The following is a 19,373-nucleotide window of genomic DNA, read 5'->3' on the forward strand; positions in this document are numbered from 1 at the left end:
TCCTTTAATTTACGGATTACGTTTGCGCTCACAGGGGTGACTGTTCGCGCTTCCTGCGTGCTGACCATTCGGGATGCTGATTGGCGGTTGCGCTAACCGCCACGCTCCTTATAGTAGAAGCCATCTTTGGTGACTGACCCCCTGAATAATATGGAAAATATGATGCGCAGCTTTGGTGCGGGATGGACCCGTCTGCTTTTGATGTTGGTGGCGCTCAGCCCTCTGCTGGTTCACGCCGCTGATGGTGGGCGTCCCAAGATTGCTCTGGTGCTCAGCGGCGGCGGCGCCAAGGGGTCGGCCCATATCGGCATCCTCAAGGTGCTGGAGCAAAAGCGTATTCCGGTCGACATCATAGTGGGTACCAGCATGGGCTCCTACGTGGCGGGGATGTACGCTATGGGGCTCAGCGCCGAAGAGGTGGAGCGCACCACCTTGGCCATTGACTGGAACAAGGGCTATCAGGACAAAGTGGGCCGCGATGAGCTCTCTTTGCGCAAGAAGCAGCAAAACGAGCAGTACCAGCTGCGTACCGATATCGGGGTCAATGGCGATGCAGTGCAGTTAGCGGATGGCTTCTTCCAGGGCCAATCCATGGCCAGTCTGCTGCGGGGGGCGACCTCCAATCTGCCGGTGCAGCACAGTTTCGATGACCTGCCGATCCCCTATCGGGCGGTAGCGACCGACATGGAGACAGTCACCCCCTTTGTGCTGGGGAGCGGCAGTCTCGCCAAGGCGATGCAGGCCTCCATGTCTATCCCGGGGGCGCTCAAGCCCGTCGATTGGGAGGGGCATATTCTGGCGGACGGGGGCAGTGTCAACAACATGCCGGTGGATGTCGCCAAGGCGATGGGGGCCGATGTGGTGATCGCGGTGGATATCAGCGCCAAGCTGCGCACCCGAGAGTCCCTCAAGTCTGGTCTGGCGATGATCGATCAGCTCACCACCTACATGACCCAGGTGGGCACTGAAAAACAGAAGGCGCTGCTGGGGCCTCAGGATATTTTGCTAGTACCCGAGTTTGGTGGCATGGGGATCGCCGACTTCGCCCGCATGCCGGAGGGGATCAAGATGGGGGAGGCGGTCGCCGAAAAGGCAGCGCTGCAGCTCGATAAGCTGTCCCTCAGCAAAGAGCAGTACGCCGCCTATCGCAACCAGAAATTGAGCCGTCGTGCCGAGCGCAGTGGTCAACCCGCCTACTTTATCGACAAGGTGGAGATCATCAACAAGTCGCGCCTCTCCGACGAGACAGTGCGCGCCATGCTTAAAGTGCGGCCGGACAAGGTGCAGACCAACGAGAGTCTGGAGGCGGGGATTCGTCGCCTCTATGCACTTGAGTCGTTTGATCGCATCACCTATGAGGTGGAAGAGCGCGATGGGGAGAATGTGCTGGTGGTGGATGCCAGCGAGAAGAGCTGGGGGCCGGGTTACCTCAACTTTCAGTTTGGCTTCTCTGATGACTTCGAGAACACCTCCAACTACAACGTTGGCATGTCTTATACCCTCACCAACGTCAACGATTGGGGCGCCGAGTGGCTGACCGAGGCATCGCTGGGCACCGCCAAGCACATCAAGACCAACTTCTATACCCCGCTTGAGCCTTCCCAGACCTTCTATGGCGAGGCCAGTCTGGCCTATGACCAGACGCAGCGCCGGCTGTTCTTCCCCGACCCTGACCCCTCGTCAGTGCAGCTCAGTTATCTCGACTCTGAATACTCTTTCTTCAGCACTAATATCGCTGTTGGCTGGAATCGCCAGCCATGGAGCCGCTTGTCGATGGGGCTGGAGGGGCAGACAGGCAAAATTGATGTGAAAAATATCAATGACCTGGAGGTGGATGCCAATGCATGGGGCCCTTATGCCCGTTTCGAGCACGATACCCTCGATAGTCTCTACTTCCCTTACCAAGGGGTTAAGTGGGATATGAAGCTGGGCTATTCCCACGTCGATCTGGCTGGGGAGCCCTCCGAGAGCTCCCGCAGTGAGGGGTGGAACTATCACCTCTCCATGATCAAACCCTGGTCCTGGGACCGCCATAGTCTCAACCTGATCCTCGAAGGGGGCGGCTCAGGCAGTGAAGAGGTGGTGCCGCTGCACATTCAGGATCTGGGGGGGCTGTTCCGCCTATCCGGTTTCCAGCGCTACCAACTGAGTGGCCGCTACAGCCTGTTTGGCGGCTTGCGTTACATCTATCGGGTGGCAGACAACGACTTCGGCGCGCTCAAGGTGCCGCTCTATCTGGGGGGATCCATCGAGCAGGGCGGGGTCTGGAACAAAGGCGATGATATCAGCCTGGAGAGCTCGTTTACGGCTGGCTCTGTCTATGTGGGAGTCGAGAGCTTCCTTGGCCCCATCTTCCTTGGCTACGGCATGGCGGAGGGGGGCAATGACGTCTTCTATCTGCAATTGGGCAGTACGTTCGAATAATGCCAAATTGCTGCCAATTTGTTAACTCTGGTTGATGGTGGGCAGTAATTTTTCAAAAAATATCAGGCTGGTTAGTTGGTTACGTTTTTGTGATGAATAAGTAAACAGGGTTTGGATTTTAATTAGTCGTTAAAACTTATATAGTGGGGAGCACCCTACGGGGTGTCCTGCAAGGACGATCGCCGCGAGCGTGGGCGAACCCCAAAAAAAGACCAAAGAGGAATTAGTCGTGCTTGAAACATACCGTAAACACGTCGCAGAACGTGCTGCCGAGGGCGTGGTCGCCAAGCCTCTGGATGCAGAGCAAGTCGCCGCCCTGGTAACGCTTCTCAAGAACCCGCCCGCTGGCGAACAAGACTTTCTCAAAGAGCTGTTGTCCTCCCGCATTCCACCCGGAGTTGATGAAGCTGCCTATGTTAAAGCCGGTTTTCTCACCGCCGTCGCCAAGAGCGAAGCCCACTCGCCGATCCTGACCGCAGCAGAAGCCGTTGCGCTGCTCGGTACCATGCAGGGTGGTTACAACATTCAGCCGCTGATCGATCTGCTGGATCATGCCACCCTGGCGCCGCTGGCCGCCAAGGGGCTCTCCCACACCCTGTTGATGTTTGACTCCTTCCACGACGTGGAAGAGAAGGCCAAGGCGGGCAATGCCCACGCCAAGCAGGTGATGCAATCCTGGGCTGATGCGCAGTGGTTCCTCTCTCGCCCGGAACTGGCCGAGAAGATCACCGTCACCGTGTTCAAGGTGACCGGCGAAACCAACACCGACGACCTCTCTCCGGCACCGGACGCCTGGTCCCGCCCCGATATTCCACTACATGCCCTGGCGATGCTGAAAAACGCCCGTCCCGGCATCACCCCCGACAAAGATGGCGCCGTCGGCCCCATCAAGACCATCGATGCCCTGAAAGAGAAAGGCTTCCCGCTGGCCTATGTGGGTGACGTGGTCGGTACCGGTTCTTCCCGAAAATCCGCCACCAACTCGGTGCTCTGGTTTATGGGTGACGACATTCCGTTTGTGCCGAACAAGCGCGCTGGCGGTGTCTGTCTGGGTGGCAAGATTGCCCCGATCTTCTTCAACACTATGGAAGATGCCGGCGCGCTGCCCATCGAAGTGGACGTCTCTGAGCTTGCGATGGGCGATGTGATCGACATCTACCCGTTTGCCGGCAAGATCTGCAAGCACGGTACCGAGCAGGTGCTGGCGCAGTTTGAACTGAAAACCGAGGTGCTGATCGACGAAGTGCGCGCCGGTGGCCGTATCCCGCTGATCATCGGTCGCGGCCTCACTGACAAGGCCCGCGAAGCGTTGGGTCTGCCGTTCTCTACCGTGTTCCGTCGCCCGCAGCCGGTGGCCGATACCGGCAAAGGCTTCACCCTAGCCCAGAAGATGGTGGGCAAGGCGTGCGGTGTGCAGGGCATTCGCCCGGGCACCTACTGCGAGCCCAAGATGACCACGGTCGGCTCCCAGGACACCACGGGCCCGATGACCCGCGACGAGCTGAAAGATCTAGCCTGCCTCGGCTTCTCCGCCGACCTGACCATGCAGTCCTTCTGCCACACCGCGGCCTATCCCAAGCCCATCGACGTGCAGACTCACCACACCCTGCCGGACTTCATCATGAACCGTGGCGGTGTGAGCTTGCGTCCGGGTGACGGCGTCATCCACTCCTGGCTGAACCGCATGCTGCTGCCGGATACCGTGGGCACCGGTGGTGACTCCCACACCCGTTTCCCCATCGGTATCTCCTTCCCGGCGGGCTCCGGTCTGGTGGCGTTCGCCGCCGCCACCGGCGTGATGCCGCTGGACATGCCGGAATCGGTGCTGGTGCGCTTCAAGGGCGAGTTGCAACCGGGCATCACCCTGCGTGATCTGGTCCATGCCATCCCTTATGCCGCCATCCAGAAAGGGCTGCTGACTGTCGAGAAAGCGGGCAAGAAGAACATCTTCTCCGGCCGCATCCTCGAAATCGAAGGTCTGCCGACTCTCAAGGTAGAGCAGGCATTCGAACTGGCCGACGCCAGCGCCGAGCGCTCCGCCGCCGGTTGCACCATCAAGCTGGATCAGGCGCCGATCATCGAGTACCTGAAGTCCAACATAGTGATGCTGAAATGGATGCTCTCCGAAGGCTACGGCGACCCGCGCACCATCACCCGTCGCATCAAGGGGATGGAAGAGTGGCTGGCCAACCCTGTGCTGATGGAAGCGGACAAGGATGCCGAGTACGCCGAAATCATCGAGATCGATCTGGCCACCATCAAGGAGCCAATCCTCTGTGCGCCGAACGATCCGGACGATGCCCGCCTGCTTAGTAGTGTTGCTGGTGACAAGATCGACGAGGTATTCCTCGGTTCCTGTATGACCAACATCGGCCACTTCCGTGCTGCGGGTAAATTGCTTGAGAAGTATCAGGGCGAACTGCCGACCCGCATGTGGATTGCCCCGCCCACCAAGATGGACAAGGATCAGCTGACCGAAGAGGGCTACTACGGCATTTTCGGTCGCGTCGGTGCCCGCATCGAGATCCCGGGCTGCTCCCTCTGCATGGGTAACCAGGCGCGGGTAGCGGAAGGGGCCACAGTGGTCTCTACCTCCACCCGTAACTTCCCGAACCGTCTGGGTAAAGGGGCCAACGTCTATCTGGCCTCTGCGGAGCTGGCAGCGGTGGCCGCCATCCTCGGCAAGATCCCGACCGTTGCCGAGTATCTGCAGTACGCCAAGACCCTGGATGCCACAGCGGCAGATACTTACCGCTACCTCAACTTCAACGAGATCGCCTCCTACACCAAGAAGGCCGATGCGGTAATTTTGCAGCAAGCGGTCTAACCGAGTTATTGCGCATTTAGCTCACCAAGAAACCAATAATGCCGCGTATTTACGCGGCATTATTTATTTGTGTGTCATTTGTCGTCTTTTTTGAAGATTGTTTGCACGATCCTTGCTAGAGAGATCCAACCACCTGTTTGGTGGTTCGTTTTATAAACCCTTTGCGTTATGTTGTTCGGCTATGAGCGGTAATGATGGGGCATCGTTATCGAGGGAAGATGGGTGTTTGTTCACTGGGTGCTTGCTTCGGGCAGGCCTGACGAATTGCGGCGTGGTTATTAATGTTTCTGTTCAGGCTAGATCTATCCCAAACCCGGTTACGTTTCGGCGCCACCTTGCTGGTGTTTGTCCTGCCACTGTTGGCGGGGAGCTGGATCATCAACAGCAATTATGTAGAGGATTTGAAAGCGGACTCCAGCGCCTCGGCCCACAAGGCCAGAGCCCTGCTGGAGGCCATGCTGGATCATGCGGAGCAGGCCAATCGGGAGGTATTGCCGCTGGTCAATGCCCCTTGCGCCGAGAATAAGTTGGTCCTGCGGACCAAGGTTGCGCTGGAGCCCTTCTTGCGTTCGGTCAATCTGGTTCGCAATGGCATCATCAACTGCACCTCGCTGTTTGGTGAGGTCAATGATGCTGACGACGGCTCCATCTATACCGGACGCAAGCTGCTGCTGATGAGTGGCAATCGGGTGCGGCAGAATCACCCGCTGCTGGTGGTGCGCACCGAGCAGGGCAGGGACGCCGCCTTGAGTGCCATCGACAGCACCCAGCTCAGTTTTATGCTCTCCCTGAGTGGCCAATCCAGCGAGCTGTTTTTGCAGGTAGGGTCGGCCCGCCTTGATGAGTCGGGTCGCTATCTGAGCGACCCGCCCAAACTGCACCGCAGCACCGGCTTGGCGTTAAGCTCATCGCACTATCCCTTCACCATTCATGCCGGTTACTCCCTGCCGCGTTACTGGCAGTCGGTGTGGGAGGTGCGGCGTACGGCACGGTTGTGGCTGGCGGTGTCTTCATTTTTGTTGGCTTGGGCTGTGTGGTGGATCCTGGGGCGTCCCGGCTCACCCAGTGACGAGCTGCGCCGAGCCCTGCGGGCCAGGGAGTTTGTGCCCTATCTACAACCGCTGGTAGCCAGTAATGGCGGCGGTATGATAGGGGCAGAGGTATTGATGCGCTGGCAACATGTGACTGAGGGAATGATCCGCCCCGATCTGTTTATTCCTCAGGCGGAAGAGTCGGGGCTGATCGTTCCCATGACCAACCAGATCATGCACAGCGTGGCGAGTCAGTTAAGCCGGGTACAGGAGCAACTGCCCGACGGTTTTCATCTCAGCTTCAATATCAGCGCCGCCCACTGTCACGACTTTGCCCTGCTGGCCGAGTGTCGCGCCTTCCTTGGCCACTTCGTCCCCGGCAAAGTGGTGCTGGTGCTGGAGTTGACCGAGCGGGAACTGCTGATGTCGGATCCCCAGACCCTCTCCCTATTCCGCCAGCTGGACGAGATGGGGGTTAAACTCGCCATCGACGACTTTGGTACCGGCCACTCCAGCCTGGCTTACCTGCAGCAGTTTCATGTGGATTACCTCAAGATCGACCAGTCCTTTATCGCCCGCATCGGCACCGAATCCCTCTCGGAACATATCGTGGATAACGTGATCGATCTGGCGACCCGGCTCGGGCTGGCGCTGGTGGCGGAAGGGGTTGAGACCGAGCGTCAGGCGGACTACCTCAGGGCCAAGGGGGTCGATTACCTACAGGGTTACCTGTTCGCCCGCCCTATGCCGCTGCGTCAATTTTGTGAGACGCTCTCTCCGCAAGTGGCGCGGGCGGCCTTGCCTGAAGCCGTGCGGGCAGTTACCTGAGGCGTTGCTGCGCCATATCCCCCACGCTCCCGGTAAAGGGTGTCGGCCCGATTTCCGGTAATCCGCCTCAACTACAGGGGCTTGTTTTCCATGCCTTGTGGCTCGCTTTTCGGTAGAATCGGCGCTCATTTTGACGTCAGTAAAAGATGAGGAGCGGTATGACGGTTCAGTTCCAGGCATTTCACAGCATCAAGGCGATCGGAAATCGGGAGGTGCTGTTCAACTGGTCGAGAACCAATCCCCTCGGGGCGCTGGATCAGGTGTGGCGCCCGAAAACCCGCGACCAGCTGCAGGCGCTGTTGCGGGAACATCCCGAGCGCAAGCTGCGCCTTATCGGTTCCGGCCTCTCTTTTGAACCCATTCACAGCGTCTATGCCGAGGGTAGTCAGGCGCTGCTGGTGGACTTGCACCACCTGCGTGGCCAGCTGGCGAAAACCGCCGATACCGTGACCTATCAGGCGGGTACGCCGCTCGACATCGTCTATGCCGAGCTGATTGCTATGGAGCGGATGCTGCCCGCATCCCCGGGCGTTATCGGTATCCAGACCCTGGGTGGTGCGCTCAGCACCGGCACCCACGGCCAGGGGCTGCACCAATCTGCCCTCTGCGATGCGGTGGAGGCGATGACGGTGATGCTGGCCAATGGCGACATCATCCGAGTGGATCGCAATGACCCGCGCTTTGGCGCCTTCGTGATGGGGATGGGGATGCTCGGCATATTGCTCGACGTGACCCTGCGTACCGTGCCCAACCGCATCATGCGCTGCACCAAGTTCACCACCGATTACCCCTTCCTCTTGGAACACAACGAGCGGCTCAACCGCGAGCACGGCTTCGTGAAGAGCTGGTGGTTTGCCTGGACCGGTGAGAGCCACATCTGGCTGGTGGATCCCGCCTCCGATGACGAGGTGGCCCGCTACCGTGCTGGCGGCAGCGAGCCGCTGCTGCTGGATGGCGATATCGACGCCCGCATGAACGCTACCATTGATGCCACCCTGCAGAAGATGGCGAAAGATACCAAGGATGAGGCGCTGGCCGGCGAGCACTTCGAGACGGTGCGTCGCTTCAAGGATGCCTCCGATCTGGTGGGCAACGTCTACCAGATCCTCTGCAAGGGGATCCCGGCCCCCCAGATCAACTGTGAGGTGGCGGTGCCGCTTCATCGCATGAACGAGGCGCTGGAGACTCTGCAAGCGTGGCAGCAGGCCAATCCGGGCGTGCTGCACTATCCCTTTATTCTGCGCTGCACCGGCCCCTCCGAGGCGTGGCTCAGCGCCGCTTATGATCAGTCGGTCTGCTGGATCGGTTTTCTGGTCTATCTGGCGGCGGACGGCACTTTCGTCAACGGCTCCATGGAGCAGATGCGCGAGCTGCAGCAATTGCTAGTGCCGCTCGGCGGCATTCCCCATTTTGGCAAGCATCTGGCGATGGATCTCTACGACTTCCCGGCCCTGTTGCCACGCTGGAACGACTTCGTGGCCCTCAAAGCCGAGCTCGATCCCCATGGCCGCTTTGAAAACCGCTGGCTCGCCGACCTGTTTGCCAACCGGTAAGGACTCGACATGACCGATATGCAAGATACTCGCATTCCTGTAACCCTGCTGACCGGCTTTCTCGGCAGCGGCAAGACCACCTTGCTTAATCACTGGGTCAAGCAGCCGGAGCTTGGCGAGTGCGCGGTGCTGATCAACGAATTCGGCTCGGTGGGGCTGGATCACCATCTGGTGCAGCAGGTGGACGAGCAGGTGATGCTGCTCGACTCCGGCTGCATCTGCTGCTCGGTGCAGGGCTCCCTGGTGGAGGCGCTGCAGGGGCTGTTTATGAAGGCCATCCAGCGCAAGATCAAACCGTTCAAGCGGCTGATTATCGAAACCACCGGTCTGGCCGACCCGGCCCCCGTACTGTTTACCCTGCGTGAAGAGGGCTTTATCGCCCAGCGCTACCGCTTCGACGGCACAGTGACAGTGGTGGATGCCGGTCATATCGAGCAGCAGCTGGCAGCCCAGTATGAGGCGGTGAAGCAGGTGGCGCTGGCGGATCTGCTGGTGGTGAGCAAGGGAGATCTGGTGGATGGCGAGCAGCTGGCACGGGTCGAAGCCCAGCTGGCAGCCCTCAACCCGGCGGCACCCATCGAGCGGGTGACCAATGGCGAGCTCTCGCCCAAGGTGCTGGAGAAGCTGGGTGCCTACAACGAGGCGGCCGGGCGCGACGTGCGCCAGCTGCTGGCCTGGCTGCGCACCGAATCCCCGAAACAGGGGCTGGCATCACCGATGCAACCGAAGATGCAGCCGTTCGCTGCCAAGGTGGGCACCGCGGCGCCGACCCACTTCGATCACGGTAATATCGAAAGCTTCTCCCTGCGCATCGGCGAGCCGCTCAAGCCCTCCCGCCTGCTGGCCGCCATCGATGCGGTGCAGGCCCAATATGGCGATGCCTTGCTGCGCCTCAAGGGGATCTTGCAGCTGGAAGGGGAGAGCCAGCCAGTGGTGATCCACGGCGTCCACGGCCAGCTCTATCCGCTGCAGGCGCTGGGCGACTGGCCGGAGGGCAAGGCCCAGTCCCGACTGGTGTTTATCGTGAAAAGTCAGGACAAGGCCGGTATCGAGCAGCTCTTTATGGCGACCCTCAAGGCCCCCGAGCCCAGCCTCGAAGATCGGCTCAAAGCCATGCTCGGCCAACCGGACGCCTGACAGGCCAACGTGACCCGCCCCGTTGCAACCCAACGAGTGCGGGTCTCTTTTTATGCAAGCGATGCGAGAGAGGAGGGTGGCGGTTATGTCAGAACATTCACAGAGGGTGACTCCCGCCCAGCGCAAGTGGCTGCCCCTGCTGGCGGCGGTCGGTTTCTTTATGCAGGCGCTGGATGGCACCATCCTCAACACCGCCCTGCCCAGCATGGCCGAGACGTTGGGGGAGAGCCCGCTGCAGATGCAGTCGGTGATCATCGCCTACATGCTGACGGTGGCGCTGCTGATCCCGGCCTCCGGCTGGCTGGCGGACAGGTTCGGCACCCGCCGCATCTATCTGGCCGCCATCTCGCTCTTTACCCTGGGCTCGCTCGCCTGCGCCGCCTCCAACTCCCTCTCCATGTTGGTGGCGGCCCGGGTGTTGCAGGGGGTCGGCGGCGCCTTGTTGATGCCGGTGGGGCGACTGGCGGTGCTGCGGGTCTATGACAAACACGAGTTGCTGCGGGTGATGTCGTTCGTCACCATCCCGGGGCTGCTCGGCCCGCTGATGGGGCCGGCGCTCGGTGGCTGGCTGGTGGAAGTAGCGAGCTGGCACTGGGTGTTTCTCATCAACCTGCCGGTGGGGCTGCTCGGCTTTATCGCCAGCTGGCACTTTATGCCGGATCTGCGACAGCAGACCGCCCGATTCGACTGGCAGGGATTTGTGATGTTCAGCGTCGGCATGGTGCTGGTGTCGGTCGGCTTGCAGGGGCTGGGGGAGCACAGCATCGCCACCGGTTGGGCGCTGTTTGCGTTGATCTTCGGGCTGGCGGCGATGGCGAGTTACTGGCTCTATGCTGCCAATGCCGAGCAGCCGCTCTTTAGCCTGAGCCTGTTCAAAACATCCAGCTTCGCCATCGGCATCTGGGGCAACCTGTTTGCCCGCCTCGGCAGCGGCTCCATGCCGTTCCTTACCCCGCTGTTTCTGCAACTGGGGCTAGGCTTCTCGCCGAGCAAGGCGGGGATGACCATGATCCCCACAGTGCTGGGTGCCATGCTGACCAAAACGCTGGTGAACAAGCTCATTCCCAAGGTGGGCTATCGCCGCATCCTGATCGGCAACACCTTGGCTCTTGGGGCGATGATCGCCAGCTTCTACTTTATCGACAACCAGCTCCCCTACGGGGTATTGCTGGGCTGGCTGGCGATCTTCGGCGCCATCAACTCGCTGCAGTTCTCCGCCATGAACACTCTCACGTTGCAAGATCTCAGCCCGACGCTGGCCAGCAGCGGCAACGGCCTGCTCTCGGTGGTGATGCAGCTATCCATGAGTTTGGGGGTGGCGATATCCGCCAGTCTGCTGGGGCTTTTCTCGGCGGGTACGTCAGCGGCCAATGGTCAGTGGCTGGGGGGCTTTCACCTTACCTACCTCTGTGTCGGGCTGCTCTCCATGCTGGCGGCGCTGATCTTCGCCCAGCTGGCGCGCGATGGGGGAACGATTTCGGCTCAGGCCAAAGGATAAGAAGTAGCATCAACAACAAGGGCGCCACGAGGCGCCCTTGTCGATCAGTGCTGCTGCAATTCGCACGCTTCCCAGTGAAAGGGAATGGGGCACAGCTGCTGGGAGGCCTTGTCATAGGCCTGCCACAGCTCCCCCATGGTGCGGCCATCGACGGGGTGGCTCAGGGCGGGAGCCAGCTCGGCCAGCGGCCACAGCACGAAGGCGTTGGTGAGTACTTCACCGCGCGGCAGCATCAGCGGCGTCTCGCAGACCAGATCGCCGTAGAGCAGCAGATCGAGATCCAGGGTGCGCGGGGCGAACTTCTTGGCATCCGGCTCGCGGCCGTGGGCGAACTCCATGGCCCGAAGCTGTTGGCAGACGGTGGTCAGCGGCAGCTCGGTCTCGGCAGCAGCCACCAGGTTGTAGAAGGGGCGGCCGTTGAAACCGACCGCTTCGCTCTCGAATACCCGGGAGACCTGCAGTTCGCCAAACTCGGCATGCAGGGCATCGAGTCCGGCACGGATATGGCGATCCCGCTCGATGTTGGAACCCAAGCTGATATAGATGGTGGTCATCAGTTGCTGCTCGCGGCCGGCGTACGATGGCGCAGGATCTCGACGCCGACACCGGCGGCATTGGGCACTGCGCCCGGTTTGGTCAGGGTCACCTTGACCCACTGCACTCGCTCGTCATCCAGCACCAGCATGGCGACCTGTTCGGCCATGGTCTCGACCAGTTCGACCACCTTGCCGGTGACATGGGCGCAGATTTTGTTGGAGAGGTCGGCATAATCCAATGCCAGCTTGATATCGTCAGTTGCTGCTGCGGGGCGGTTGTCGAACCCCATCTCGAGGTCAAAGCGAAGCTTCTGGCGAATGCCCTTCTCCCACTCATATACACCGATAGTGGTCAAAACCTCGAGTCCGCGAATAAACACCTTGTCCATGACTGTACTTCTTCTTTACTCTTGATGGGCTGTGATAACAGCGCAGGGATGCTGGCCGGGCAACAGGCTTGCCGGCGCGCTCAGGTTGGGCAAGGACCCATGCCAGCGTGTGTGGCGGCATCATACCCCATTCATATCGTGGTAAAAACGACCAAGATGACGGCCCTGACGATTTTAATGATTATTCTGGCCTACCTGGGTGGTTCACTATCCAGTGCTGTGCTGGTCTCCCGTTGTAGCGGTCTGCCCGACCCGCGGGATCATGGCTCCCACAATCCGGGGGCAACCAATGTGCTGCGCCTCGGTGGTCGAGTTGCTGCGCTGGTGGTGCTGCTGCTCGATGTGCTCAAGGGCACAGCTCCCGTCTATCTCGCCTGGTATCTGCAGATCAAACCCGTCTACCTCGGCTTTATCGGGGTTGCCGCCTGCCTTGGTCATATGTATCCCCTCTTCTTTCATTTCCGTGGGGGCAAGGGAGTCGCCACAGCACTGGGTACCATGATGCCGCTCGGCTTTACCATGGGCGGCGCCGTTATCGGCACCTGGCTGCTGGTGCTGCTGGTGAGCGGCTACTCCTCGCTGGCCTCGATCATTACGGTGTTACTGAGCCCACTCTTTACCTACCTGCTCAAACCTGAGTACACCCTGCCGGTCTCTTTGCTCTCCTGCCTCATTCTGATCCGCCATCACGAGAACATCTCCCGCCTGCTAAAGGGGGAGGAACCCCGGCTATGGGGGCGAAAATCCGGCAACTGCGCCGAGGAAGTGGCAAAAATGAGTGATGTTGCGCAAAAAAAAGACGAACGAAACAAAAAGTGAAATTTCCCGTTGACCATCAGCCTTAAAATCCGTTTAATAGCGCCCACGCCCAGATAGCTCAGTCGGTAGAGCAGGGGATTGAAAATCCCCGTGTCGGCGGTTCGATTCCGTCTCTGGGCACCAAGATTTGGTGCCATGAAATAAAAATTTGTTCATGCACAATAGTTTAAAGTGTGCCGGCTTAGCTCAGTAGGCAGAGCAACTGACTTGTAATCAGTAGGTCACCAGTTCGATTCCGGTAGCCGGCACCATTTATAGATTTGCCCAGATAGCTCAGTCGGTAGAGCAGGGGATTGAAAATCCCCGTGTCGGCGGTTCGATTCCGTCTCTGGGCACCAAGTACAATTCCTCCTTAGTTCAGTCGGTAGAACGGCGGACTGTTAATCCGTATGTCACTGGTTCAAGTCCAGTAGGAGGAGCCATTTAAAAAGCCCTTGTCGCAAGACAAGGGCTTTTTTCTATTGGGCCAAGCCCGTTTATAACCATAAAAACAACCACACACGCACAGATGAACCGCAGGATAGATATGGAAAATCATGTAGTTATAGAGTCAAAGGGGCGACTTGCCGCCATTCGGGACTGGCTGGAGCCGGTGCTGGTGCTGCTTATTCTCGGCAGCCTGTTCGGTTACCTCGGCAGCCAGATGGGCCTCTCTGCCATGGTCAACACCCTGTTCAATACCGCCCACCAGCTGCTGCTCAATACCGTGCTCTTTATCATGGGGATCACTGTGCTCTCCGGTGCCCTGAGTCAGCTGCTGAGCGAATTTGGGGTGATCCGCCTGCTGGAGGTGCTGCTGGCCCCGCTGATGAAGCCGGTGTTTCGCCTGCCCGGTCGCACCGCGCTGGCGGCGCTGATGACCTTCTTCTCCGACAACCCTGCGGTGATCAGCCTCGCCAAGGACAGCCGCTTTCGCAAAGGCTTCACCCCCTGGCAGCTGGTATCGCTGACCAACTTCGGCACCGCCTTTGGCATGGGGCTGATCGTGGTGACCTTTATGGCCACCTTGCAGTTGCCCAGCGGTGAATCCACTGCCAGCGCGGCGCTGATCGGTCTGCTGGGCGCTCTGGTGGGCTCGGTGGTCTCTACCCGACTGATGCAGCGGATGATCCGCCCGTTAGTGGGGGAGGAGCTGATCGATGACCAGCCTGCGGGCAACGGCCCCAAGGTAGGGGTGACCAAAGAGGCCGCCCCCGGCTGGCTGCGGATCCTCAACTCACTGCTCGATGGCGGCAAATCCGGCGTGGAGCTGGGGATGGCGGTGATCCCCGGGGTGCTGATCATCAGTACCTTCGTGATGCTGCTGACCTTCGGCCCGGGCGACAAGGGGTATACCGGCGAAGCGTTTCAGGGGGTTGCCCTGCTGCCGGTGTTGGCCGCCAAGGTGAGCTGGCTGTTTGACCTGCTGTTTGGTTTCAAGCAGCCGGAGCTGGTCGCCTTTCCAGCCACCTCGCTCGGTGCGGTCGGTGCCGCCATGTCGCTGGTGCCGCCTTTTATCGCCAAGGGGTGGATCACCGGCAACGAGGTTGCTGTGTTTACCGCCATGGGGATGTGCTGGAGCGGTTTCTTGAGCACCCACACCGCTATGCTGGATGCCCTTGGTTATCGCCACCTCACCTCCCGCGCCATCGTCGCCCACACCATCGGCGGCTTGAGTGCCGGTGTGGCGGCTCACCAGCTTTATATGCTGCTGGGCTGAGTCGGGTTCAGATACGGATACAAAAAGAGGCTCTGCGGAGCCTCTTTGCGTTTCTCCCTGCCGCGCCCTGCTCACGGGCGCATCAATCACCCTTGCGGCGTGATGCCCTGCATCTTTAGCCAGAATTGCTCCTGACAGTGGTTGTGAAACAGCTTGCTGGCGGGGGTGATGGGGATAGGACTGGCGATGACCCGATAGCTGATCCAGCACTCGGCGCAAAGCTGCTGCGATGGCGCTTCGTCCTGCTCGTTTTGCTGGCGGATGACGACCCCATTGGCAAACCAGCTGGTCGTTATCTGGTGCCGGATCACAGTGCCGCTCTCATCATGCTCGCTATAGTGTTCACTCTCTTGGCGGGTGAGGGTGACGGTGCTCGCCTGTCGATGAATGGCCCTGATATAGCTGATTAGTTGATTCATTGCTGATCTTGCCGTGATGGTTGGCCTGCACTGGATGAGCTGCACAGGATGGAAGAGGGCTAGCCTAGCGCGCTGCCTTGGCTGCGGCAATCGCCTCGGATGCGCCGCAAGCAAACCTGAACGGGGGAGAGGAGTGGGGAGCCCGCAAAACAAGGCCGAGCTGTTGCTCGCTATCGAGACCAATTTCGGCATGCTGTTCAAGGCGTTGCAGGTCGTACCCGAGAGCCGGGTACGGGAGCTGACCATTGCAGGGCGCAGCAAGGGAACCACCATGAGCGTCGCCAATCTGCTGGCCTACCTTATCTGCTGACGAAACTCGTCTGGTCTCCGGTTTATTCAATATGGCCGATGAGGCACTGCGTGATCACCGCCTCCGGCATCATATCCCGCAGTCCTGCAATCAGCTTTTCCCCCGCCTCATGCAGCGCTGCTAGCGGCATCTCGGGCAGGCTCTCCAGAATGAACCACATCTGGCCCGAATCGACACTTAGTCGGGTACGCACACCCTGCCGCCAGTTCCAGCGCCGACAGGTGACCCCCTTGTTATCCCGCCAGACCACTTCGCCGGGCTCCACCGGCTCTTGGGTGGGCTCGCCCCCTTTCATGGTATCGAACTGCTCGCTGCCATCGGCCACTACCAGTCGCGGTTGCCCTTCATAAGCAAGCAGGTTTTCGCCCCCGACCGGAATGGCGTAGCGAATGCTGATGGCGTTGTAGAGATCGACCACGGGGTCGATGGCGGGCATGTTGCCATCTCGGGCGACCCGTTTTCTCAGGGCCTCGGCGGAGCAGGGGGTCCGCTGCGGCTTGGCGCCGAACTTTCTGAACAGATCGCCCCAGGCGGCGAGGTGTGCCTCTGCCCACGGCACATCGGCAGTCAGCATGGCGGTGCAGGCTTCATCGAGGGCGCGCGCCCCCACGTTCGGGTCAACCACGGCCGCGGCCTGCACCGTGATGCTCAGGGCGCGAAAGGCGGGAGCCAGTTGGCTGACTTCGGGGGAGATATATGGGGTAATCAGGGACATAACGACTCCAGAATCGAAAGAGGCAAGGGGAGAGCGGCTGCCGGCCAGCATAGCGGCAGCGGCAAATTCGGTTTGAGAGCCATCATGCGTGAATATGTTAAATAAGAGAATTTACATGATCTTAATGGTCATAAGTTTCTTGAATGAAAAATGGCGTGATCGAGGGGATGGCAGGAGTGGAGGGAAGGGAATCCCGTCGCTTTCGGTTTGCTCCGGCAATCTTCCTTTGCCGCTCTGACCCACCGCGGCAGCCGCTGGCCGCCCGGCTCCCTCCTGATACCCGCAGTTGTCATGCCCAAGCACGAGGCGGCCATTCAAATCGTGCGGCGGCTCAATGAGTTGGCTATGGTTGGCGTTTTTTTTCATCGTTCTGGCCCCGCTTATGCACATCTCTTTGCAACACCACCAAGGGCTGCCGTCGCGGAGAGATATCATGATCAGTACCCTGCTTCCCCTTACCTCTATCGCCCTCAAGCTGGGCAGCCAGTTGCTCAGCAGCAGTAGCAAACCCCAGCCCGTGCAACAAACCGTGCAGGAGGAGCGCCTGCCACCGACCGTCCAGAACCTGTTTCAGCGGCTCGGCATCAAGGATGCCGACAGCGAACAGAACCGTGCGGCCATCAACCACTTTATGGGGGATCTGATGCAGACCTTGGGGCAGGAGAATGGCGGTCAATCCCTCCCTGCCGCCATCGATAGCGCCCGCGGCCAGCTGGCCAACGGCACCCAGAGCACCCGTTTTGATGCCCTGCAAAGCGAGCTCAATACCCTTAAGGATTCCCTCGGTGCCAGCAATCTCAACCTCGATCAGCTGCTCGGCGCCTTTAAACAGACCCTGCCCAATGGCAAGGGGGAGGGGGTTGGCAAACTGCTAAATGCCAGTGCGTGACGGGCGGCGAGCAATAAAAAACGGCAACCTCGGGTTGCCGTTTCTGTTTGTGGTTTAACACGTTATGAGCGAGGTGATGGCGGGTTCTCCATGTCGCAGGCTACTTCCACCTGCCCCCTTGCTTGCAAGGTGTTAGCTGCCCCTTGGCGATCTGACTCATCCTTGTTCTGGCCAAGTTTGAACTTGCCAACCAGCCGCTCTATCTCGATCTCAATACCGACGACGGCCTGCACCATGCTTTCCATATATTCTCTCGGCGCATCCGCCATCTTCCATGGTGAGGGTTCCCCAGCTTCATGGATTCGGGTCAGATTGGCCAGTAGACGGCGAATAAAACGAGCATCATCACGAATTTTGATGCGGCCGTGAGCATGTACCACGCTGTAGTTCCAGGTCGGCACCTGCTTGTGATGCACATGCTTGCTCGGATACCAATTGGGGGAGATGTAGGCATCAGCAGCCTTGAAGATCACCAGCACGTCGTCCCCATCTCTGACCTCTTGCCAGAGCGGATTGTTGCGTGCGACATGGGCACGCAAGACACCCTGCCCTCCGGTTTCCTTTGCAAACTCGAATGGCAGATGGTTGGCATCCAGCCCCTGTGAGCCGTGGGTGATCAGTGCTCCTAGCGGATGTGCCCGCATCAGTTGATGCAGAGCCTCGGGGTCATCGGTGGCGAAATGAGGTGGCAGATACATGCAGATTCCTTCTATCTAGGCTGAAATCCATTCAACAGGTACAGGCATCCAGTCAGCGGGACAAGCCGTTTCGGGCGCAAAAAAGAGGGCTGGCGCCCTCTCTCTGTATCAACGGTGATTAGCTGCGTTTTGCCAGCCAGGTTTCGGCGGCAATCAGGGCTGCTTCTACCTGCTCGCGGGCGACGCCGCCTTTGGCGACTCGCTTGGCCAGGGTCGCTTCCAGCTCCAGATTGGGGTAGACGTCGAACTCGATCACCGGGCTGAAGCGCTGGAACTCGCCGATGGTCAGCTCCTCCAGCGGTCTGCCTACGCTGATGGCAAATACCACAGTCTCGCCGACGATATGGTGCGCCTCACGGAATGGAATTCCCTTGGCCACCAGATAGTCCGCCAGCTCGGTGGCATTGGCGTAGCCGCCCTGCGCCGCCGCCATGGTGCGCTCACCATTCACCTTCAGATCGATCAGCACCAGCGCCGCCATATCGAGGCAGTCGTGCCAGGTGTCGAGGGCATCGAACAGCCCCTCTTTGTCTTCCTGCATGTCCTTGTTGTAAGCCAGCGGCAGCGCCTTGAGGCTCATCAGCATGCCCATCTGGGCGCCGACCACCCGGCCAGTCTTGCCACGGATCAGCTCCAGCGCATCGGGGTTTTTCTTCTGCGGCATCAGGGAGGAGCCGGAGGTGACCGCATCGGACAATTCGACAAAGCCCGCCTCGCCGGTGTTGTAGAAGATGAGATCTTCGGCAAAGCGCGACAGGTGAGTCATGGAGAGGGATGCCACGTGCATCAGCTCCACCACGTGATCCCGATCGGAGACCGAATCCAGACTGTTGCGGGTGGCGCCGCCAAAGCCCATGTCCAGCGCCAGCGCTTCGCGGTCGATGGCGTAGGCGGTGCCCGCCAACGCGCCGCAGCCGAGCGGGCTGGTATCGAGCCGCTTGAGGGCATCCTGCAGCCGGGAGTAGTCCCGCTCCAGCATCTCCACATAGGCCAGCGCCCAGTGGGCGTAAGTGACCGGCTGGGCCCGCTGCAGGTGGGTGTAACCCGGCAGCACCGCGGCCTGATTGGCCCGGGCGGAGGCGACCAGCCCCTGCTGCAGGGCGGTGATGGAGCCGAGCAGCAGCTCGCCCTGCGCCTTGCACCAGAGTTTGAGGTCGGTGGCGACCTGATCGTTGCGCGAGCGGCCGGTGTGCAGCTTTTTGCCGAGATCGCCGACGGCAGCGATAAGCGCGCTCTCGACCCAGGAGTGGATATCTTCGGCGTCCGAATTGAGGATCTGCTGCGGATCCTGCTGCACCGAGGCGAGCAGTACCTCCATCGCTTGTTGCAGCTTGCCCTGCTCATCGGCGGTCAATACGCCCACTTTCACCAGCGCTTTGGCCCAGGCCATGGAGCCCTGAATATCTTGCTCCGCCAAGCGGTAATCGAACCGCAGCGAATCGTTGAACTGCTTGAACCGGCTATCGGCTCCCTGACTGAAGCGTCCACCCCAAAGTGCCATACTGCTCTCCTTGAATGCGTTGTCGGCGGCGCTTGCGCCTGCCGTACTCGCGCGGCCCCTTGGCCTGCGCGCAGAAATCTTGCCCTGTATTTTTCTGCAT

General features: G+C 60.0%; 16 protein-coding genes and 4 tRNA genes. 14 read left to right on the top strand and 6 right to left on the bottom strand.

The window, feature by feature from the left end; genetic code table 11:
- Window positions 1–162: 162 nt before the first annotated feature.
- The 6 genes from ACY8FN_RS05720 (at window position 163) to mdtD (ending at window position 11,298) form a co-directional block, all read left to right on the top strand.
- Window positions 163–2,424, top strand: a complete 2,262-nt coding sequence (locus tag ACY8FN_RS05720) for a patatin-like phospholipase family protein (RefSeq protein ID WP_463099445.1) — start codon at window positions 163–165, stop codon at window positions 2,422–2,424.
- A gap of 229 nt (window positions 2,425–2,653) precedes the next feature.
- Window positions 2,654–5,251: a bifunctional aconitate hydratase 2/2-methylisocitrate dehydratase gene (gene acnB / locus ACY8FN_RS05725; RefSeq protein WP_463099446.1), complete on the top strand. Its 2,598-nt coding sequence runs from the start codon at window positions 2,654–2,656 to the stop codon at window positions 5,249–5,251.
- 281 nt (window positions 5,252–5,532) lie between these two features.
- Entirely contained in the window at window positions 5,533–7,110 is a 1,578-nt protein-coding gene (locus ACY8FN_RS05730; RefSeq protein ID WP_463099447.1) for an EAL domain-containing protein, read from the top strand.
- Between the two features lie 158 nt (window positions 7,111–7,268).
- Window positions 7,269–8,663: a D-arabinono-1,4-lactone oxidase gene (locus ACY8FN_RS05735; RefSeq protein WP_463099448.1), complete on the top strand. Its 1,395-nt coding sequence runs from the start codon at window positions 7,269–7,271 to the stop codon at window positions 8,661–8,663.
- A gap of 9 nt (window positions 8,664–8,672) precedes the next feature.
- Complete coding sequence (locus tag ACY8FN_RS05740) at window positions 8,673–9,800, top strand: CobW family GTP-binding protein (protein ID WP_463099449.1); 1,128 nt, start codon at window positions 8,673–8,675, stop codon at window positions 9,798–9,800.
- An 85-nt stretch (window positions 9,801–9,885) separates the two neighbouring features.
- Window positions 9,886–11,298, top strand: a complete 1,413-nt coding sequence (gene mdtD, locus ACY8FN_RS05745) for a multidrug transporter subunit MdtD (RefSeq protein WP_463099450.1) — start codon at window positions 9,886–9,888, stop codon at window positions 11,296–11,298.
- A 44-nt stretch (window positions 11,299–11,342) separates the two neighbouring features.
- Here mdtD and folK read toward each other — a convergent pair whose 3' ends face one another.
- Window positions 11,343–11,852, bottom strand: a complete 510-nt coding sequence (gene folK / locus ACY8FN_RS05750; protein ID WP_463099451.1) for a 2-amino-4-hydroxy-6-hydroxymethyldihydropteridine diphosphokinase — start codon at window positions 11,850–11,852, stop codon at window positions 11,343–11,345.
- Window positions 11,852–12,223 carry a dihydroneopterin aldolase gene (gene folB, locus ACY8FN_RS05755; RefSeq protein ID WP_068978960.1) on the bottom strand — a complete coding sequence of 124 codons (372 nt, stop codon included), beginning with the start codon at window positions 12,221–12,223 and terminating at the stop codon, window positions 11,852–11,854. Before folB ends, folK begins: the two co-directional genes overlap by 1 nt.
- 156 nt (window positions 12,224–12,379) lie before the next feature.
- Between folB and plsY the strand changes: the two genes are divergently transcribed.
- The 6 genes from plsY to ACY8FN_RS05785 all read left to right on the top strand — a co-directional run bounded on the left by plsY (window position 12,380) and on the right by ACY8FN_RS05785 (window position 14,741).
- A complete protein-coding gene (gene plsY, locus ACY8FN_RS05760; protein WP_042019534.1) occupies window positions 12,380–13,042 on the top strand; it encodes a glycerol-3-phosphate 1-O-acyltransferase PlsY in 663 nt (220 codons plus the stop codon).
- A gap of 47 nt (window positions 13,043–13,089) precedes the next feature.
- Window positions 13,090–13,165, top strand: a tRNA-Phe gene (locus ACY8FN_RS05765).
- A 52-nt stretch (window positions 13,166–13,217) separates the two neighbouring features.
- A tRNA-Thr gene (locus ACY8FN_RS05770) sits at window positions 13,218–13,293 on the top strand.
- A gap of 11 nt (window positions 13,294–13,304) precedes the next feature.
- Window positions 13,305–13,380, top strand: a tRNA-Phe gene (locus ACY8FN_RS05775).
- An 8-nt stretch (window positions 13,381–13,388) separates the two neighbouring features.
- Window positions 13,389–13,464 (top strand) — tRNA-Asn (locus ACY8FN_RS05780).
- 104 nt (window positions 13,465–13,568) lie between these two features.
- Complete coding sequence (locus ACY8FN_RS05785; protein ID WP_139717712.1) at window positions 13,569–14,741, top strand: CD0519/CD1768 family membrane protein; 1,173 nt, start codon at window positions 13,569–13,571, stop codon at window positions 14,739–14,741.
- A gap of 86 nt (window positions 14,742–14,827) precedes the next feature.
- On the opposite strand, the gene ACY8FN_RS05790 is transcribed toward ACY8FN_RS05785, so the two are convergent.
- Complete coding sequence (locus tag ACY8FN_RS05790; protein WP_463099452.1) at window positions 14,828–15,160, bottom strand: hypothetical protein; 333 nt, start codon at window positions 15,158–15,160, stop codon at window positions 14,828–14,830.
- A 133-nt stretch (window positions 15,161–15,293) separates the two neighbouring features.
- Here ACY8FN_RS05790 and ACY8FN_RS05795 point away from each other — a divergent pair, with 133 nt between their 5' ends.
- Window positions 15,294–15,470 carry a ClbS/DfsB family four-helix bundle protein gene (locus ACY8FN_RS05795; protein WP_256028992.1) on the top strand — a complete coding sequence of 59 codons (177 nt, stop codon included), beginning with the start codon at window positions 15,294–15,296 and terminating at the stop codon, window positions 15,468–15,470.
- 22 nt (window positions 15,471–15,492) lie between these two features.
- On the opposite strand, the gene ACY8FN_RS05800 is transcribed toward ACY8FN_RS05795, so the two are convergent.
- Window positions 15,493–16,185 (bottom strand): B3/B4 domain-containing protein, encoded by a 693-nt coding sequence (locus tag ACY8FN_RS05800; protein WP_463099453.1) that lies wholly within the window; start codon window positions 16,183–16,185, stop codon window positions 15,493–15,495.
- A gap of 433 nt (window positions 16,186–16,618) precedes the next feature.
- On the opposite strand from ACY8FN_RS05800, the gene ACY8FN_RS05805 reads away from it, so the two are divergent.
- Complete coding sequence (locus tag ACY8FN_RS05805) at window positions 16,619–17,074, top strand: hypothetical protein (RefSeq protein WP_463099454.1); 456 nt, start codon at window positions 16,619–16,621, stop codon at window positions 17,072–17,074.
- Window positions 17,075–17,136: 62 nt separating this feature from the next.
- On the opposite strand, the gene ACY8FN_RS05810 is transcribed toward ACY8FN_RS05805, so the two are convergent.
- Together ACY8FN_RS05810 and argH are read right to left on the bottom strand one after the other, a co-directional pair.
- Entirely contained in the window at window positions 17,137–17,772 is a 636-nt protein-coding gene (locus tag ACY8FN_RS05810; protein WP_463099455.1) for an FMN-binding negative transcriptional regulator, read from the bottom strand.
- Between the two features lie 118 nt (window positions 17,773–17,890).
- Window positions 17,891–19,273 (bottom strand): argininosuccinate lyase, encoded by a 1,383-nt coding sequence (gene argH / locus ACY8FN_RS05815; RefSeq protein ID WP_463099456.1) that lies wholly within the window; start codon window positions 19,271–19,273, stop codon window positions 17,891–17,893.
- Window positions 19,274–19,373: the final 100 nt, after the last annotated feature.

This window comes from Aeromonas sp. 160P (genome assembly GCF_055193095.1).

Coding starts and splice junctions, on each gene's coding strand:
- ACY8FN_RS05720 (WP_463099445.1), top strand. CDS start 163: ATGCGCAGCTTTGGTGCGGGATGGACCCGTCTGCTTTTGATGTTGGTG.
- ACY8FN_RS05730 (WP_463099447.1), top strand. CDS start 5,533: ATGTTTCTGTTCAGGCTAGATCTATCCCAAACCCGGTTACGTTTCGGC.
- ACY8FN_RS05735 (WP_463099448.1), top strand. CDS start 7,269: ATGACGGTTCAGTTCCAGGCATTTCACAGCATCAAGGCGATCGGAAAT.
- ACY8FN_RS05740 (WP_463099449.1), top strand. CDS start 8,673: ATGACCGATATGCAAGATACTCGCATTCCTGTAACCCTGCTGACCGGC.
- mdtD (WP_463099450.1), top strand. CDS start 9,886: ATGTCAGAACATTCACAGAGGGTGACTCCCGCCCAGCGCAAGTGGCTG.
- folK (WP_463099451.1), bottom strand. CDS start 11,852: ATGACCACCATCTATATCAGCTTGGGTTCCAACATCGAGCGGGATCGC.
- folB (WP_068978960.1), bottom strand. CDS start 12,223: ATGGACAAGGTGTTTATTCGCGGACTCGAGGTTTTGACCACTATCGGT.
- plsY (WP_042019534.1), top strand. CDS start 12,380: ATGACGGCCCTGACGATTTTAATGATTATTCTGGCCTACCTGGGTGGT.
- ACY8FN_RS05785 (WP_139717712.1), top strand. CDS start 13,569: ATGGAAAATCATGTAGTTATAGAGTCAAAGGGGCGACTTGCCGCCATT.
- ACY8FN_RS05790 (WP_463099452.1), bottom strand. CDS start 15,160: ATGAATCAACTAATCAGCTATATCAGGGCCATTCATCGACAGGCGAGC.
- ACY8FN_RS05800 (WP_463099453.1), bottom strand. CDS start 16,185: ATGTCCCTGATTACCCCATATATCTCCCCCGAAGTCAGCCAACTGGCT.
- ACY8FN_RS05805 (WP_463099454.1), top strand. CDS start 16,619: ATGATCAGTACCCTGCTTCCCCTTACCTCTATCGCCCTCAAGCTGGGC.
- ACY8FN_RS05810 (WP_463099455.1), bottom strand. CDS start 17,772: ATGTATCTGCCACCTCATTTCGCCACCGATGACCCCGAGGCTCTGCAT.
- argH (WP_463099456.1), bottom strand. CDS start 19,273: ATGGCACTTTGGGGTGGACGCTTCAGTCAGGGAGCCGATAGCCGGTTC.